This is a genomic window from Dolichospermum sp. DET69 (assembly GCA_017355425.1).
Taxonomy (GTDB): domain Bacteria; phylum Cyanobacteriota; class Cyanobacteriia; order Cyanobacteriales; family Nostocaceae; genus Dolichospermum.
On record CP070233.1, the window covers coordinates 4,206,323 to 4,220,808 of the forward strand.

A 14,486-nucleotide genomic window follows, 5' to 3' on the forward strand; every position below is an offset into this window, starting at 1 on the left:
GGATTTTATCCACAAAATACTCGATTTATGGGTTATTTTATGACCAATCATCCCTTTCTTGTCCGGTTTTCCTCCCTTGTGACCTTGTCTGCCTTCCCAAGTCTTGTCCTCAAGACAATGTAAAATACCTACCCTTGTGAGACAATAAGTATAATGTTCTTGTGGGGTAGGATTCTTGACCCCCATAGTCGAAAATATTATTTTATATTTATTTCAGCCCATCTATTTACCTAAATTTTGTTAAAAACTGGACAGATAAATTTGTAGGAACGAAGTTACTAGTACCGCACGACGGAAGTTAAAAGTCTGATGAAATAGAATAGGCTTTTCATCTATTTTAAATGGTTGGTTTATTTACGCCGCAGTGTACTAATTAAGAACTCAAAGCAGTTTGAGGTAAAACTTCTTGATTACGAGTTTCTAACTTGGATAGTGGCTTAGATACACCATTTACAGTTAAAACTGGTACTTCCTGTCTACAGGAAAGACAAAACCAATAAACCTCATGATGACGGACATGACGCAAAATCGAACCACCACAGCAGGGGCAGGTGTTAACTATAATACTCATACCGATGTCCTCCTTTTAAAAAATTAGCTCCAGGTAATGTTAAAATTAATCTAGGCATTACCATTAAACAATTCAAACTTATACTTTTATCTTGATTTACAGCACTTTCTGCTGTTATGAAGTACATCATAGTCCCCTCTCGAAGAGCGGAGAAGGGATTGGGGGTGGGGTTCATGTACCTCACTCAATCAAGAACCGCTGTAATGCCGTTCACTTTTGCAGTCTTTTATTCCCCCCATTCGCAATTCTCCAATTTGGAGAAATTTCTGATGAAAAACTATCAATAAATGCTAAATTAACTGGCTGCTCAGATGTTTCTGCAAATTCATATTTTTTATTAAACCCATGAACAATTAGGAGAACATTATTAAACTATAAACCAGTATAGACCTTATTCATCTATCTTAGGGATCATAAAGATCCAATTTTCTGAGACAATTAATTTAACATTATTTTACTATCCTTCTCAATTTATTAACTAATGAAAATTGCTACTTGGAATGTCAATTCTGTAAGAACTCGTTTAGAACAGGTTATCAATTGGTTAACAGAAAATCCTGTTGATGTTTTGTGTTTACAAGAGACTAAAGTCATAGATCAGGACTTTCCCCTTATCGCGTTTGAAAATTTAGGCTATTATCTGTATATTTCCGGGCAAAAATCTTATAATGGTGTAGCTTTAATTAGTCGTCAACCCTTAACAGATGTAAGTGTAGGTTTTGGTAATATTTTACCGGAGATAGAATCAGAATGGGATGCACAAAAACGAGTAATTTCAGGTGTAATTGAGGGAGTAAGAATTGTGAATCTTTATGTTCCCAATGGTTCATCTATCGGCAGCGAAAAGTATGAATATAAGTTAGGCTGGTTAAAAATCCTCAAGGAATATTTACAGACTTTACTATTATCAAATTCGGCTATTTCTATGTGTGGTGATTTTAATATTGCTTTAGAAGATATAGATATTAATGATCAGGTAAAGATAGACAATCACATTATGGCATCTGTTTTAGAACGTCAAGCTTTACGAGATATCCTCAGTTTAGGTTTTGCAGATGCTTTTCGTAAATTTAACAGCGAAGGAGAAAATTATAGTTGGTGGGATTATCGCACCGCTGCTTTTAAGCGTAATCTAGGTTGGCGTATAGATCATCATTATCTTACACCAAGTTTGTATGAACGCGCCCAAAGTTGCACTATTGATGTTGAACCTCGGAAGTTAGTTCAACCAAGTGATCATACTCCAGTCATTGTGGAATTTTAAATCCCAACTCCACTACGGAATAATTAAACGCAGATAAATGCAGATAAACGCGGATAATAGGATGTTTGAAAAGTATCAGAATTAATCGAGATCCCCCCAACCCCCCTTAAAAAGCTACGGTGTACACACAAGTCTTCTAGAGTTGCCCCACAACGTTTAGATCCCCCCAACCCCCCTTAAAAAGGGGGGCTAAATTCTTCAAAGTCCCCCTTTTTAAGGGGGATTTAGGGGGATCGGATAACGTTTAGCATCCTGTCTAGAGATGTGTGTACACCGTAGCCTTAAAAAGGGGGGCTAAATTCCTCAAAGTCCCCCTTTTTAAGGGGGATTTAGGGGGATCTATGGGTGTCAGATCTCACAGAAAAAAGTTTTCAAACAACCTCTAAATGTGACTCTTTCTTTCTTCTCAATTCCTGACTTTTGTTAATTATCTACCCAACAATAAACCTCTGAAGAAATAAATCATATTGGTGAATATCTGTTCTATCCATAATATAGCCTGATCTAACCATTCAAGTATTTGTTCTAATGGGTGTTTTTCATAGCCTAATGATGTGGCAGAAATATCAATCCAGTCTGGTTTAAAATTAAATTCCTGGCTGGTTTTATTACCTTTTTCGGGAAATTGCTCATTTTCAGATTTAGGTACTTTTTTATCTGTTTTACTGCGATTATTTAATAAGTCCCATTTTGGTTGAGGTGGTTGAAAATTATTAACATCACCATCATCAACTAATTTTTCTGGTATACTTGTAAATACAGGTTCTATTTGATCAATATTCTTTTTTATTTCTCCAAATAAATCAGTCCACGTTAACCAAGGATCTCCGACAACATCACTCTTATTTAACTGATTATTTGGAGTTAAAATTGGTTGATAATCAGGTTTGGTAGCTATTTTCTCAGTAGAAGAATTTGCACCAATTTGATAATTATTTCTTCCTCCAAAAAAGTAATTTATCGCGGCTGCTATTAAATCAGAGATTTGAGGTTTCTGAAGTTGCAAACTATCATTATTTACAGTTAAATTGTGAATAATTTCCTGACTGCGTTTTTGTACAGGTACTAATGCTGTAGTTTCTAAATTAGCAACTAATTGATCCAGAAATCCAAAAAATTTGATGGGATTTAGGAGAGATTTTTGTGCTATTATAGAATCTTCATCAGTTAACTTATTTAGAAGTTGATCAATTTTTGGTAATAATTCTTTTTGCTGGTGAGCAATTAATTGTAAAGAATACCGATATTCACTAATTTCACTATTAATTCTATCTGCTAATTTCACATTTTGCCCAGGTGTGAAAACATCAAAAATCCGATTATCCGCACTCACTAATACCAAATTACGGGTTTGCAATTCTACGGCAATTCCCTGTACTGTTGGTATATGTTGTTGGAGTGTATTTTCCGAAGTTGGAGAATTTTGCTTGGGAAAAACTTTCTCCCACAAAGATCCTAAAAATGCCAAAGGATTTGTTTTTTGGGACTTTGGTAAATCACCATCTCCAGGAGGAAGATTTTTGACTATATCTAATATATTTTGAATTGGTGCGTCACTAGCTGGAGGATTTGCTGACTGTAATTGTTTTCCTGTTTCATTTTGTTGCAATAATTGGTAAAGTGGATAGAGTAGATAACCTACACCTACCTGAGTTGCAACTTGTAAGTTTTTGACTGTACTTTCCCATTTTTGTGTCAACCGCCGAGTATGCTGGTAGACAAAGTTAAAGAGTTTGCTTTGATAGCGATTTGAAGAATCGGAAGACATGGTAGGTAATTATGTGTAAGTTGTAGGGTGAGGTTATGAAACTCCCAGCAAGTTGTTAATTTTCGTCAATATCAATTACTTATATTATTTTATTAGAAATATGAATCTTCCTGTATCCTCATTAAATACCAAATCTATATCCGCCGCAATTGAAAATTTACGTTCTTGTTGTCAAGTTGATATCCAGTCAAGCTGGAGGTATCAAGAAAATGACGGGGTAGTTACTGATTTTATCCCATTTAGTTTAACTGATTGGCAACCTGTTGAGCTAAATGAAAAAGCCCATATTTCCTGGAAAGGGGGAAAACAGGTATTATGGTTAGTGCAAAAATTTTCTGTTCCCCAGAATTTATATAACTTTCCATTAACGGGTTTGTCTTTGCGCTTGGCTTTGGTGTGGTGGGCTGATGCGGCAGAAGTATATGTTAATGGTAAGCTAGTATTAACTGGTGATTTGTTTGATTCTTCACCGCGAGTATTACTCAGTCCCAGTGTAACTCCTGGAGAAGAGTTTACCATAGCTCTGCGCTTAGTGAGTCCGGGACATGACAACGGGGCATTAATGCGATCGCTTGCAATTTACGAGTCAACAGATTACAATAATCCTGATGCTGGTTTTATTGCTGATGAATTAGCAGTTGTAGAGATACTTCTTGAAAATTCCGCACCAGAAAAACTTACTGATTTAGCTGCGGAAGTTGAAAAACTCACAAATCGTCAAGACGCAGAAAATCAAGACTGGAAAACTTATCTGGTTAATTTACGAGAAACTTATTTAGGTTTATCTGAATTTATCAGCAAAGAAAAATTAAATATATATTTATTAGGTCATGCTCATTTAGATTTAGCATGGTTATGGCCTGTCGAGGAAACTTGGAAAGCAGCACAAAATACTTTTGAGTCGGTTTTAAAACTCCAGCAGGATTTTCCCGAATTAATTTTCTCTCATACAACACCAGCGTTGTATACTTGGGTTGAAGAAAACCGTCCCGACTTGTTTCGAGAAATTCAGACTCAAGTTATAGCGGGAAAATGGGAAGTTTTCGGAGGTTTTTGGGTAGAACCAGATTTGAATTTAATTGCTGGTGAGTCTATAGTTCGTCAGTTATTATATGGACAGCGGTATTTTCTCCAGAAGTTTGGAAAAATATCTTCTGTAGTTTGGGTTCCCGATACCTTTGGTTTTTGTGCGACGTTACCCCAATTTTTTGCAACCGCAGGAATTGAGTTCTTTGTCACCCAAAAACTCCGCTGGAATGATACAACTAAATTTGATTATGGCTTATTTTGGTGGCGATCGCCTGATGGTAGTCAAACATTAAGTTTCATGTCCGCACCTATCGGCGAAACCATCGCACCGGTTAAAATGGTCGAGTATGCTTGTGAGTGGAAAACTCAAACAGGTTTACAAAATTCTCTTTGGCTTCCCGGAGTAGGTGATCATGGTGGTGGTCCAACTCGTGATATGCTAGAAACCGCACGACGTTGGGAACATTCCCCAATTTTCCCCAAGTTACAATTCACAACTTCTGAAAAATATCTTCAATTCATAAAATCTGAAAGTCAAAATTTACCAGTTTGGGAAAACGAACTTTATTTAGAATTTCACAGAGGATGTTATACTACCCACGCAGATCAAAAACGCTGGAATCGTCAATCTGAACATCTATTATATAGTGCTGAGTTATTCGCAACTTTAGCAAATATCCTTTGTGGTGCAAAATTTCCGAAAACGGAAATAGAAACCGCGTGGAAAAAAGTTTTATTTAACCAGTTTCACGATATTTTACCTGGTTCTTCCATTACCCAAGTTTATGAAGACGCAATACCTGAATGGGAAGCAGTGGAAAAAATGGGAAGAAAAATACTAGAGGAGTCATTAATAGGAATCACTTCCAAAATCAATATACCACAACCTCCCAATTCTGAAAGTATTCCCGTCATAATTTTTAACTCTCTCAACTGGGAACGTTCCCAAGTCGTTAGTGTTGACTTAGGGAAAATTATCACCATTTCCCCAGACTGGAAAGTTTTAGATATTGAAGGAAAAGAAATTTTATCTCAAAGCTGCGAAAATTCAACTTTATTATTTTTCGCAACAGTTCCATCTATAGGTTACAGTATTTTCTGGCTTTCTCCAGTTTCTCCCCAACCAAAAATCTTTCCTACAAACTGGATTTTAGAAAATGAATATCTACAAATTCAAGTTAACCCCGAAACCGGAGATTTAACCAGCGTCTTTGACAAAATCCAACAACGGGAAATTATCAATGGTGCGGGAAATCAACTTCAAGCTTTTACCGACAGCGGCCAATATTGGGACGCTTGGAACATTGATCCTAATTATAATACAAAACCCCTACCTGCAACCAAATTAAAATCAATTCAATGGACAGAATATGGAGAAATTCACCAACGTTTGCGAGTAGTGCGTCAACTAGGGAAATCGGAATTCTGTCAAGATTACATTTTAGAACTTGGTTCACGACTTTTGCAAATAGCTAATACTGTAAATTGGCAAGAAAATCAGGTATTAGTTAAAACAGCCTTTCCTCTCAATCTCCAAGCCGAATTTGCCACTTATGAAATTCCCTGTGGTGCTATTCGTCGGACTATAAACCCCCAAACCCCCGCAGAACAGGCAAAATGGGAAGTCCCCGCTTTACGTTGGGCAGATTTAACCACAGATACAGAAATCGGAAAATACGGAGTTAGTCTCCTTAATGATTGCAAATATGGTTATGATGCTCAATCTAGTCAACTGCGGTTAACTTTACTCAGAAGTTCCAACTGGCCAGACTCTCAAGCTGATAGAGGAATACACGAATTTACTTATAGTTTATACCCTCATTTGGGCAGTTGGGAAGAAGCAGAAACTGTGAAACGTGGTTATGAGTTAAATGTGCCACTTCAAGTATTAGTAAACCCAGCAAATTATCAATCTAATTTGCATGGTTATCAAAATCAAAGTTTTCTAGATTTATCAGCAGATAATTTGATTTTAATGGCATTTAAACCTAGTGAAGATGATCTGGAAAAGTTTATAATTCGCTTTTATGAATGTCATGGAAAAACAGCAGATTTATCTTTAAAAAGTGAGGTTTTAAGTTTAGGAGAACCTGTTGATTTATTAGAGAATTGTATTAAATCAGAGGAAAATATTCAACCTTGGAAAATTACCACATTTAAAGCTGTAGTCAACATAGTTTAATTTTGCTGGAAGATTCAGATCCCCGACTTCTTGAAGAAGTCGGGGATCTTTGTGTTCATAATTCATTTAGGATTGCTATATATTCTTTTATATTGCTTAATAAACTAATCAAAGACTATTCTATTATACTTTATATGAACAACGAACCTATTTTGAACAAATCGCTAACTGATTGGCAAAGATTAGAGACAATGGAAGATGAAGATATTGATTTTTCTGACTGTCCAGAGATTACCCCCTCTCAATTTGCCAAAGCAACTGTCCATCGTCGGACAAAATCTATACAAACTAAAGAATCAGTAATGTTGAATATTGATGTAGATGTGATTGAGTGGTTTAAATCTCAGGGAGAATCTTATCAAAATCAAATCAATGCTTTATTGAGAGATTATATGCAAACACACCAATCCTAATCTATTCAGAGACAATTATTCACAACGTCGCCAATTCTCTATTTGTAAATTAGGTACTCTTTGAAATTCTCTAACATTGGATGTAACAATAATGTAATTATGGCTTAATGTGGTTGCTGCAATGAGTACATCATAAGCACCAATAAGAGAACCTGCAATTTTCAGAATACCTCTAATTTCTGCCGCTTTTTCTGCTTCTTGTGAGTTAAAAGGTAAGATTGTAATTGAAGTTAAAAATGGTTCAATTAACGGCTGAATTTTAATGGCTTTTTGAGGATTAATTGCTAATCCATATTTTACTTCCATCACGGTTAAAGATGAAATAAAAATATCAGTAGGAGAAATTGATTTGAGTTGCTTTAATGTATTTTGTTCTCCCTTGACAAAATCACTAACTACGCAAGTATCCAGTAGATAACCCATAGTTATAATTCTATTTCTTGAGGTGCTAATAATTCATCTCGATAAGATTCAAAGATGATATTTTCTGCTATACCTTCATGGTTAATAATTATTTCTGGCCAAGTGGTGGGTTTGGTGGGTAAGAATGTCACAAAAACACTGCTTTCTGTAATTCCCTGGGGTGTTTTTGAAAGTTCTATTTTGCCGTTTTTATAGATTCCTGGAATGGTTTGTAACATAGATTTTTCTGAAGTAGTGGTAAAACGATTAGGACGAGCTTTAGTATAATCAAAATTATACTCTGATAATAAATCATTGTTCATAAATCTTTTCTCTGTCTAAATATTCTTCTTTGACATCCAGTTTAAAGGTAGGAAAATGATACTTACGTTTTTTGATGGGAATGATAGTCAATATTTTTTTGATAATATTCCGATATTGTTCTAGTTTATCCATTGCTTGTTGATATAATTAATCTTGCCAATTTTGTTTTGCTCTAGCGAAAATTTCCTCAATACTTTGATCTTGATATATCGTTTTTGAGATTTCTACATAATCAGTAGGAGTTTTGTGTAGCAACGTCAAAAAACGCATAGCTGCTGCTGAACCAAGAGATTCATATAGTGCTTTGATGCCTTTGATTTTAATTTCTGTATCATCCATGATATTATTGATTTCCATAGTTTTCGTTATTCCTAATATAATCAATTGGGTTCATGATGGCTATTTCTAACTCTAATTTCTGAGCTTGTTTCCTGAGACTATCATCACAAGTTAAGAAAAAATCGGCTTGAATAGAAACCGCACAAGCTAAGTGTAGAGCATCTTTGCTGGATAGATTAACTAACTGCTGGAACAAAAGAGCTTGTTCTGCTATTTCAGTTTTTGGAGGTACTTTTATTTTACACAAACTCACCATACCCAAAACCGATAATCTGCCTGGGAATGAATTATTGGTAAACCCGATAACCCGCCTGGGAATGAATTCCCAGTCTAATAGCAAAAGTCATCTAAAGATGACTAAAAATACCCATCAATCTATACTTTACTTTAGTAAACTTTGGTTATTAGCCCTGATAGCGAAGCGTGGCGTAAGCCATAATTCATTTCTGGGCGGGTGTGGAAGCTAACAGATAACTTTACCAACTCTTGATTCTCGGTTAGCAGCAGCAGCTAGTCGTTGTGGTGTTAGTTTGATTGTTTTTGATTAGGGTTGGTTAATGTATGGGTAGAGGATAGAAGGTAAAATAAAGATAATGGTAGCTACAATTTATTCAATATTTTTTGTACTTTTTGAGCATTTTGTGTATTACCTTGTTGTTGAAATAGTTGTTTAGCAGTTTCTAAATCTTTAATCGCACCAGCTTTATCTCCTGATTTATATAGCAGAAGTCCGTTAAAACGGACTAAAAAATTCTTCCATTCAGTCGGTTTCAACCGACTTTAGCTTTCAGACAGGGAATTTATTCCCTGGCTATTGGCTATAAAGAATAATAAATGGGATAATTTGTATAATTTCATAGATGATACTCCTGGTGTTTGATAATTTTACCTCTCTCCAAACCTCTCTCCTACAAGGAGAGAGGCTTTGAATTTTCCTGTTCCCTCTCCTCTTAGGAGAGGGTTAGGGAGAGGTTATTTTTTATTGATGAGATTGATTTTGTTGCAACCAATTTTCTAAATCTTGCAACACAGAAAAATCTAATAAATCTTCAGCTAATGTTTCTATCTTTCCTATAGAAAACTGCTCAACTTTTGATAATAAAACATCAGGAACTTTACCAAAGCGACGGTTTAATAGTCGTATAACCAGTGATACCGCTTCTGTTTTTGCTCCCAGTTCTTTCCAGTCTCTAACGGCTCTGGGTTCTTCTGTAATTGGTCCTAATAACATGGCTTCTACTTCCTCTCTAGTTAATTTGTTGAATTTGTAAGTCATTATTTTCGTAACTAAATCTATTATGGCTTGTTTTTCTACGTTGTCTACCTCCGTATTTTGGGCTTTTTTTAGTAAAGTTTTAGCGGCTTCTTTGGCTTTATTTTCAGGAGTATTGGTTAGTAACATTAACCCTATTCCTAAAGATTGGTCTTCTAAATTTCCTAATTCATCAAGATATATTCTCTTGACTTTGTAACTATCTACCAATATATCATGAATGAGGTAATTAGATGGTTCTAAACTACGTGATGGAAAAATTATGACTCCAAACCAGTTGTCATACCTAACTTTATGACGATAGAGAAAAGTCATGATTTCAGTGAAGAACCGATGATACAAATCTTTATCTTCTTGAAATTGTACTTCAGCAAAAAATGCTATTTTGGGATTAGCATGATCAGGTGGTAAAAATACTCCATCAATTCTAAATGCTGTCTCTTTGACTTCTATAGAATCAAATTGATATTCTGCTGCTTCTGGTGGTTTTTGATCTACCAGTTCAAAGATTAAACCGGGAAATTGTTTAAATAGCTGATAAAAAAGGGTGTCTCGACGCATGGTAGATTTTATTTATCCTTAAATATCTTGAATATATCAACTGTACAAGTTAAATTACTACCAACCAGTAAAGCGAGCATTACTACTGAGTCACAAGAGGATGATCTGTGATAAATGTCTCCTCATACCCCATAACCAATTTACTTAATATTATGAATCAAACCTATACAACAGATGTCCTAGTCGTCGGTGGAGGAACCGGTGGAACAGCGGCCGCTATCCAAGCAGCACGACGAGGAGTAAACACAATCTTAGTCAGTGAATTTTCCTGGTTAGGGGGAATGTTAACCTCTGCCGGCGTATCAGCACCAGACGGAAACGAATTACAAGCATTGCAAACAGGTTTATGGGGAGCTTTTTTACAAGAATTGCAACGTAGACAACCAGGGGGATTAGATAACAGTTGGGTCAGCTTTTTCAGTTATAATCCACGAATAGGTGCAGAAATATTTGCCGATTGGGTGCGAGAATTACCTAATCTTCAATGGATTTCGGGACAAGTCCCATTAGCAGTTTTGCGAACCCAAGATTGTATTACAGGTGTCCGCTTTGCAGATTTCACCGTCAACGCCAAAATTATTCTTGATGGTACAGAATTAGGAGACTTATTAGCATTAGGAGAAGTACCTTACCGTTGGGGTTGGGAATTGCAGTCAGAATGGGGAGAACCCAGCGCACCAGCAAATTTTAACACTCTTACCCAAACCTATCCAGTCCAAGCACCAACTTGGGTAGTAGTCATGGAAGATTATGGAGAAAATATCGCTCCAGTAATTCCCCCCGCCCCTAACTACGATCCATCTCAGTTTACAGGAGCTTGGGATAACTATGGTGCAGAAAAGTTTTTGAACTACGGACGCTTACCAGCAAATCAATTTATGATTAACTGGCCTATTGCGGGCAACGATTACTGCCAAAATGCCAATCGGTTGCTAGATGCGGATGTAAAAAAGCGCGAATTTGTGCAAGAATGTTTTTGGCACAGTCAGAATTTTGCTCACTTCATTCAAACGGAGTTGGGTAGGCGTTACGGACTAGCAGAAAACCTTTTCCCCAGTGCTAACTCCGCTTTTGCCCTCCATCCCTATTATCGGGAAAGTCGCCGTCTAGTAGGCTTAACTACCGTTTGTGAACAGGATATTTTGCCTTTAGCCAACAGTAATACCGCATTACCATTTCTTGATGCTATTGCTGTCGGTAACTATGCCAACGATCATCATTATCCCGGTGTTGAGTTTTCGCTGCAACCTAAATCTATTCGTTGGGGTGGAAGATGGACAGGAACACCCTTCACTATCCCTTATCGCGCTCTGATTCCTGCAAGTACAGATGGTTTACTGGTTTGCGAAAAGAACATTTCCGTTTCTCACATCGCTAACGGGGCCACTAGACTCCAACCAGTAGTCATGGGAATCGGACAAGCGGCAGGTATGGCAGCAAGTCTTTGTATTGTGCTAGAATGTCAACCCAGGGATTTACCAGTGAAGAGTTTGCAGGCTGCATTATTGACAGACGACTATGCACCTGGCGTAATTGTTCCCTTGTTTAACTTATTAACTAATCATCCCGATTGGTTGTACTGGCAAACTTATTATTTAGACCATCCAGAAGCTTATCCTGCTGATGGTAACTGCCCTGGTATTTCGGTGGAGGAAGATCATAAATTAAACCTCGACTGCTTTACAGGCAAATTCCAACGACTGGATTGGCAAAACTACCAATTTAATATTACAGAAAACACCAATTTAACTACGACAAATTGGCAGCTTGTAACGCTTAGATCGCATATAGATCAAGCACTACAAGCTTTTCCCCCAGAAAAAATGCTCAAGATTTGGGGGCGGCCAAATTTGTCTGGAAGTTGGTTACTTGTTGAGCATCTTGAGGAAGTATAAAATGAACTTTTATTCAGTAAAATACAATACTTTTTTGCGAATTTTCCGGATAGACATATAAAAGTTAAGTATTAGTGAAGTAGAGAGTTCTAAAATAGACATCTACTATGCGTGCTGCCATTTCACTTTTAGTATCGAGTCTGGTATGTGGCTCCTTAGCTTTCAACTGCGAAGCAGTACAGACTCGTTTTTCCCCTCTATCAATGGCTAAGTCGGATTCTCAGCTTTCACCTTTGGTAAACCAGAGGTTTAACCTCGCTGATAACTCCAAACCTAGCCCCAATCAACCTGAAAAACCCAATCCTCATCGAGGTAGTGGTCGCAGAGGCTTGGATGGATAACTTGGCAATGTCGGTTCTGTTATTTAATAGTTGGAGGATAAGACCTGCAACGAGCGAGATGATATTACCGGATTATTGGATCTTTCGTATCCTGCATAACGCTTCTTGAATTGAGACGATATAGACAGTTACAGCACTACACTTGTTTGATTCGCTTGTTCAAAATTTTCCTTTGACTGATACCAGATATACACAGTTACATCACTATATCTATCCTCAGTAGTATAGCTCCTGCATCACTACGCAAGCTATCAGTATTTCAATTTCTCTGCTAAAAACATAGACAGTTACGGCACTTCATCTCTCGAAACTCGAAAATTGTTCAATATTTCATCAAAACATCCGGTAATTACTCAAACCTTGGCGTGTATTGGTGAGTAAATCACTAATACACGTACTAACTTCGCCCTTCATAATCGCTTTTGGGGTTCAATGTTTGGGTATTAACAGGTGGGAATAATCACCGGAATCAAGGGAAAAGAGAACTTTTATTTGGATTTGTCAACTTATCACTTTAGATCAAGTTTCTCTCATTAACTTTAGTGTTTATCCATTACCACAAGCAACATCTATGACTCGGAGTTGTCCTTGGGGAATATGGTTAAAAGCTATCAGTTGGGATTTGAGAAGAGACATTTAGCTGAAGTGATAGATAGATCAAGTTTCTCAAGCTTGTCCTCACGGTTTTGTGAGTAAAATCCCAGTAATTATTGTTCGAGATTTTCACCCGATTTTCCGATAAAATTAAGTTCTGTTAACTATTTTGTCGAGTTTCCTAACTCGCTCGAATTCTAACAGCCAAAAACAGGGAAAATATAAATCATTCATCACAATTTTTACCTGTTAATAGGTGTGAATGATTTGTTTTATGGAAATACAAACCGCGATAGTCGCCTTTTTAGCCTTCTACGTCGCCTGGAATTTGGGTGCAAATGATGTTGCTAATGCCATGGGAACTTCTGTGGGTTCTAAGGCTATCACCCTCAAACAAGCAATCATTATTGCTGGGGTGTTAGAGTTTCTTGGGGCTGTCTTGTTTGGACAAGAGGTAACTTCTACTCTTAGCACAAAAATCGTTAATCCGGCTTTATTCGCTACGACACCACAAGCTTTAGTCATGGGGATGATAGCGGTACTCATTAGCGGTGGGGTATGGCTACAAATTGCCACAGCTAGGGGTTTACCTGTATCTTCGTCTCACGCCATTGTGGGAGCGATCGCTGGCTTTAGTTGGGTAGCATTAGGAGTAGGGGCAATAGATTGGTCATCCATTGGTTTAATCACCATTGGTTGGATTTTAACACCAATAATTAGTGGAGCGATCGCCGCTGGATTTTATAGTCTAATTCAACACTGGATTTTTAACCAACCCCATCCTCTAAACCATTTACAGGAATGGATTCCCTGGTTAAGTACAATACTATTGAGTGTATTTGGCATTATTGTTCTCCCCACACTCACTCAACCCCTAAGCCTGTTTTTAGTTGAACAGGGATTTAATATTCCGCCTCACGACATTACCTTATTTACGGGTGGGATAGCTTTAATTAGCCTGACTTTGATCAGTTGGCGACAATTAGCAAATAGTCAAATTGAACCGAAAATTCAAGGTTTATTTGCTAAATTTCAAGTTTTGAGTGCTTGCTTTGTCGCTTTTGCTCATGGTTCTAATGATGTTGGTAATGCGATCGCTCCCTTAGCAGTAATTTCCTACATTTATCAACAAGGTAGAGTCCCCAGTGATGAACTCACCATCCCCTTGTGGATTCTGGTTCTCGGTGCTATGGGAATTGTGGCCGGTTTAGCCGTTTGGGGTAAAAAAGTTATTGCTACTATTGGCGAAAATATTATTTCCTTAGAACCTAGCAGCGGATTTTGTGCCGAACTGGCCACAGCCGTCACAATCTTACTGGCTTCCCGTTTGGGTTTACCCGTTTCCACCTCCCACGCCCTTGTCGGTGGAGTTGTGGGTATTGGACTGGTACAACAAAATATTAAATCAATAAAATTTTCCACTATCCAAAATATCGCCGCTGCCTGGTTAATTACAGTCCCTATCAGCGCCGCCCTCAGTGCCGCTATTTTCAAGATTATGGCAACTTTTTGGCACTAAATTTCCGAGGT

Annotated in this window: 16 protein-coding genes; 6 read left to right on the top strand and 10 right to left on the bottom strand. The window is 37.3% G+C overall.

Annotated elements, in window-relative coordinates:
- Positions 1-373: 373 nt before the first annotated feature.
- Both EZY12_19225 and EZY12_19230 read right to left on the bottom strand, forming a co-directional pair.
- Positions 374-571 carry a hypothetical protein gene (locus EZY12_19225; protein ID QSX66882.1) on the bottom strand — a complete coding sequence of 66 codons (198 nt, stop codon included), beginning with the start codon at positions 569-571 and terminating at the stop codon, positions 374-376.
- On the bottom strand, positions 555-701 hold the full coding sequence (locus EZY12_19230; GenBank protein QSX66883.1) for a hypothetical protein: 147 nt from the start codon (positions 699-701) through the stop codon (positions 555-557). The genes EZY12_19225 and EZY12_19230 overlap by 17 nt, the downstream gene beginning before the upstream one ends.
- A 351-nt stretch (positions 702-1,052) precedes the next feature.
- Here EZY12_19230 and xth point away from each other — a divergent pair, with 351 nt between their 5' ends.
- The gene (gene xth, locus EZY12_19235; GenBank protein QSX66884.1) at positions 1,053-1,835 is read left to right on the top strand and encodes an exodeoxyribonuclease III; all 783 of its coding nucleotides are present in this window, start codon (positions 1,053-1,055) and stop codon (positions 1,833-1,835) included.
- Positions 1,836-2,262: 427 nt separating this feature from the next.
- Here xth and EZY12_19240 read toward each other — a convergent pair whose 3' ends face one another.
- The gene (locus tag EZY12_19240; protein ID QSX66885.1) at positions 2,263-3,603 is read right to left on the bottom strand and encodes a hypothetical protein; all 1,341 of its coding nucleotides are present in this window, start codon (positions 3,601-3,603) and stop codon (positions 2,263-2,265) included.
- A gap of 100 nt (positions 3,604-3,703) precedes the next feature.
- Here EZY12_19240 and EZY12_19245 point away from each other — a divergent pair, with 100 nt between their 5' ends.
- Positions 3,704-6,814: an alpha-mannosidase gene (locus EZY12_19245; protein QSX66886.1), complete on the top strand. Its 3,111-nt coding sequence runs from the start codon at positions 3,704-3,706 to the stop codon at positions 6,812-6,814.
- A gap of 134 nt (positions 6,815-6,948) precedes the next feature.
- A complete protein-coding gene (locus tag EZY12_19250) occupies positions 6,949-7,227 on the top strand; it encodes a BrnA antitoxin family protein (protein ID QSX66887.1) in 279 nt (92 codons plus the stop codon).
- A gap of 15 nt (positions 7,228-7,242) precedes the next feature.
- Here the strand turns inward: EZY12_19250 and EZY12_19255 are convergent, their stop codons facing one another.
- From EZY12_19255 to EZY12_19285, 7 genes are all read right to left on the bottom strand, one after another.
- Entirely contained in the window at positions 7,243-7,650 is a 408-nt protein-coding gene (locus EZY12_19255) for a type II toxin-antitoxin system VapC family toxin (GenBank protein ID QSX66888.1), read from the bottom strand.
- 2 nt (positions 7,651-7,652) lie between these two features.
- On the bottom strand, positions 7,653-7,868 hold the full coding sequence (locus EZY12_19260; GenBank protein ID QSX70734.1) for a hypothetical protein: 216 nt from the start codon (positions 7,866-7,868) through the stop codon (positions 7,653-7,655).
- Between the two features lie 73 nt (positions 7,869-7,941).
- The gene (locus EZY12_19265) at positions 7,942-8,085 is read right to left on the bottom strand and encodes a hypothetical protein (protein ID QSX66889.1); all 144 of its coding nucleotides are present in this window, start codon (positions 8,083-8,085) and stop codon (positions 7,942-7,944) included.
- A gap of 15 nt (positions 8,086-8,100) precedes the next feature.
- Positions 8,101-8,310, bottom strand: a complete 210-nt coding sequence (locus tag EZY12_19270) for a hypothetical protein (GenBank protein ID QSX66890.1) — start codon at positions 8,308-8,310, stop codon at positions 8,101-8,103.
- Positions 8,297-8,548, bottom strand: coding sequence for a PIN domain-containing protein (locus EZY12_19275; protein ID QSX66891.1), 252 nt, complete (start codon positions 8,546-8,548; stop codon positions 8,297-8,299). Before EZY12_19275 ends, EZY12_19270 begins: the two co-directional genes overlap by 14 nt.
- A 344-nt stretch (positions 8,549-8,892) precedes the next feature.
- On the bottom strand, positions 8,893-9,066 hold the full coding sequence (locus EZY12_19280; protein ID QSX66892.1) for a hypothetical protein: 174 nt from the start codon (positions 9,064-9,066) through the stop codon (positions 8,893-8,895).
- Positions 9,067-9,271: 205 nt separating this feature from the next.
- The gene (locus EZY12_19285; protein ID QSX66893.1) at positions 9,272-10,126 is read right to left on the bottom strand and encodes a DUF2887 domain-containing protein; all 855 of its coding nucleotides are present in this window, start codon (positions 10,124-10,126) and stop codon (positions 9,272-9,274) included.
- A gap of 149 nt (positions 10,127-10,275) precedes the next feature.
- On the opposite strand from EZY12_19285, the gene EZY12_19290 reads away from it, so the two are divergent.
- The 3 genes from EZY12_19290 (at position 10,276) to EZY12_19300 (ending at position 14,475) form a co-directional block, all read left to right on the top strand.
- Positions 10,276-12,021, top strand: a complete 1,746-nt coding sequence (locus tag EZY12_19290; protein QSX70735.1) for an FAD-dependent oxidoreductase — start codon at positions 10,276-10,278, stop codon at positions 12,019-12,021.
- Positions 12,022-12,128: 107 nt separating this feature from the next.
- Positions 12,129-12,362, top strand: coding sequence for a hypothetical protein (locus EZY12_19295; GenBank protein QSX66894.1), 234 nt, complete (start codon positions 12,129-12,131; stop codon positions 12,360-12,362).
- An 868-nt stretch (positions 12,363-13,230) separates the two neighbouring features.
- Positions 13,231-14,475, top strand: a complete 1,245-nt coding sequence (locus tag EZY12_19300) for an inorganic phosphate transporter (GenBank protein QSX66895.1) — start codon at positions 13,231-13,233, stop codon at positions 14,473-14,475.
- Positions 14,476-14,486 lie beyond the last annotated feature (11 nt).

Coding starts and splice junctions, on each gene's coding strand:
- EZY12_19295 (QSX66894.1), top strand. CDS start 12,129: ATGCGTGCTGCCATTTCACTTTTAGTATCGAGTCTGGTATGTGGCTCC.
- EZY12_19270 (QSX66890.1), bottom strand. CDS start 8,310: ATGGAAATCAATAATATCATGGATGATACAGAAATTAAAATCAAAGGC.
- EZY12_19255 (QSX66888.1), bottom strand. CDS start 7,650: ATGGGTTATCTACTGGATACTTGCGTAGTTAGTGATTTTGTCAAGGGA.
- EZY12_19230 (QSX66883.1), bottom strand. CDS start 701: ATGATGTACTTCATAACAGCAGAAAGTGCTGTAAATCAAGATAAAAGT.
- EZY12_19240 (QSX66885.1), bottom strand. CDS start 3,603: ATGTCTTCCGATTCTTCAAATCGCTATCAAAGCAAACTCTTTAACTTT.
- EZY12_19275 (QSX66891.1), bottom strand. CDS start 8,548: ATGGTGAGTTTGTGTAAAATAAAAGTACCTCCAAAAACTGAAATAGCA.
- EZY12_19300 (QSX66895.1), top strand. CDS start 13,231: ATGGAAATACAAACCGCGATAGTCGCCTTTTTAGCCTTCTACGTCGCC.
- EZY12_19245 (QSX66886.1), top strand. CDS start 3,704: ATGAATCTTCCTGTATCCTCATTAAATACCAAATCTATATCCGCCGCA.
- EZY12_19250 (QSX66887.1), top strand. CDS start 6,949: ATGAACAACGAACCTATTTTGAACAAATCGCTAACTGATTGGCAAAGA.
- EZY12_19260 (QSX70734.1), bottom strand. CDS start 7,868: ATGTTACAAACCATTCCAGGAATCTATAAAAACGGCAAAATAGAACTT.
- EZY12_19285 (QSX66893.1), bottom strand. CDS start 10,126: ATGCGTCGAGACACCCTTTTTTATCAGCTATTTAAACAATTTCCCGGT.
- xth (QSX66884.1), top strand. CDS start 1,053: ATGAAAATTGCTACTTGGAATGTCAATTCTGTAAGAACTCGTTTAGAA.
- EZY12_19225 (QSX66882.1), bottom strand. CDS start 571: ATGAGTATTATAGTTAACACCTGCCCCTGCTGTGGTGGTTCGATTTTG.
- EZY12_19265 (QSX66889.1), bottom strand. CDS start 8,085: ATGGATAAACTAGAACAATATCGGAATATTATCAAAAAAATATTGACT.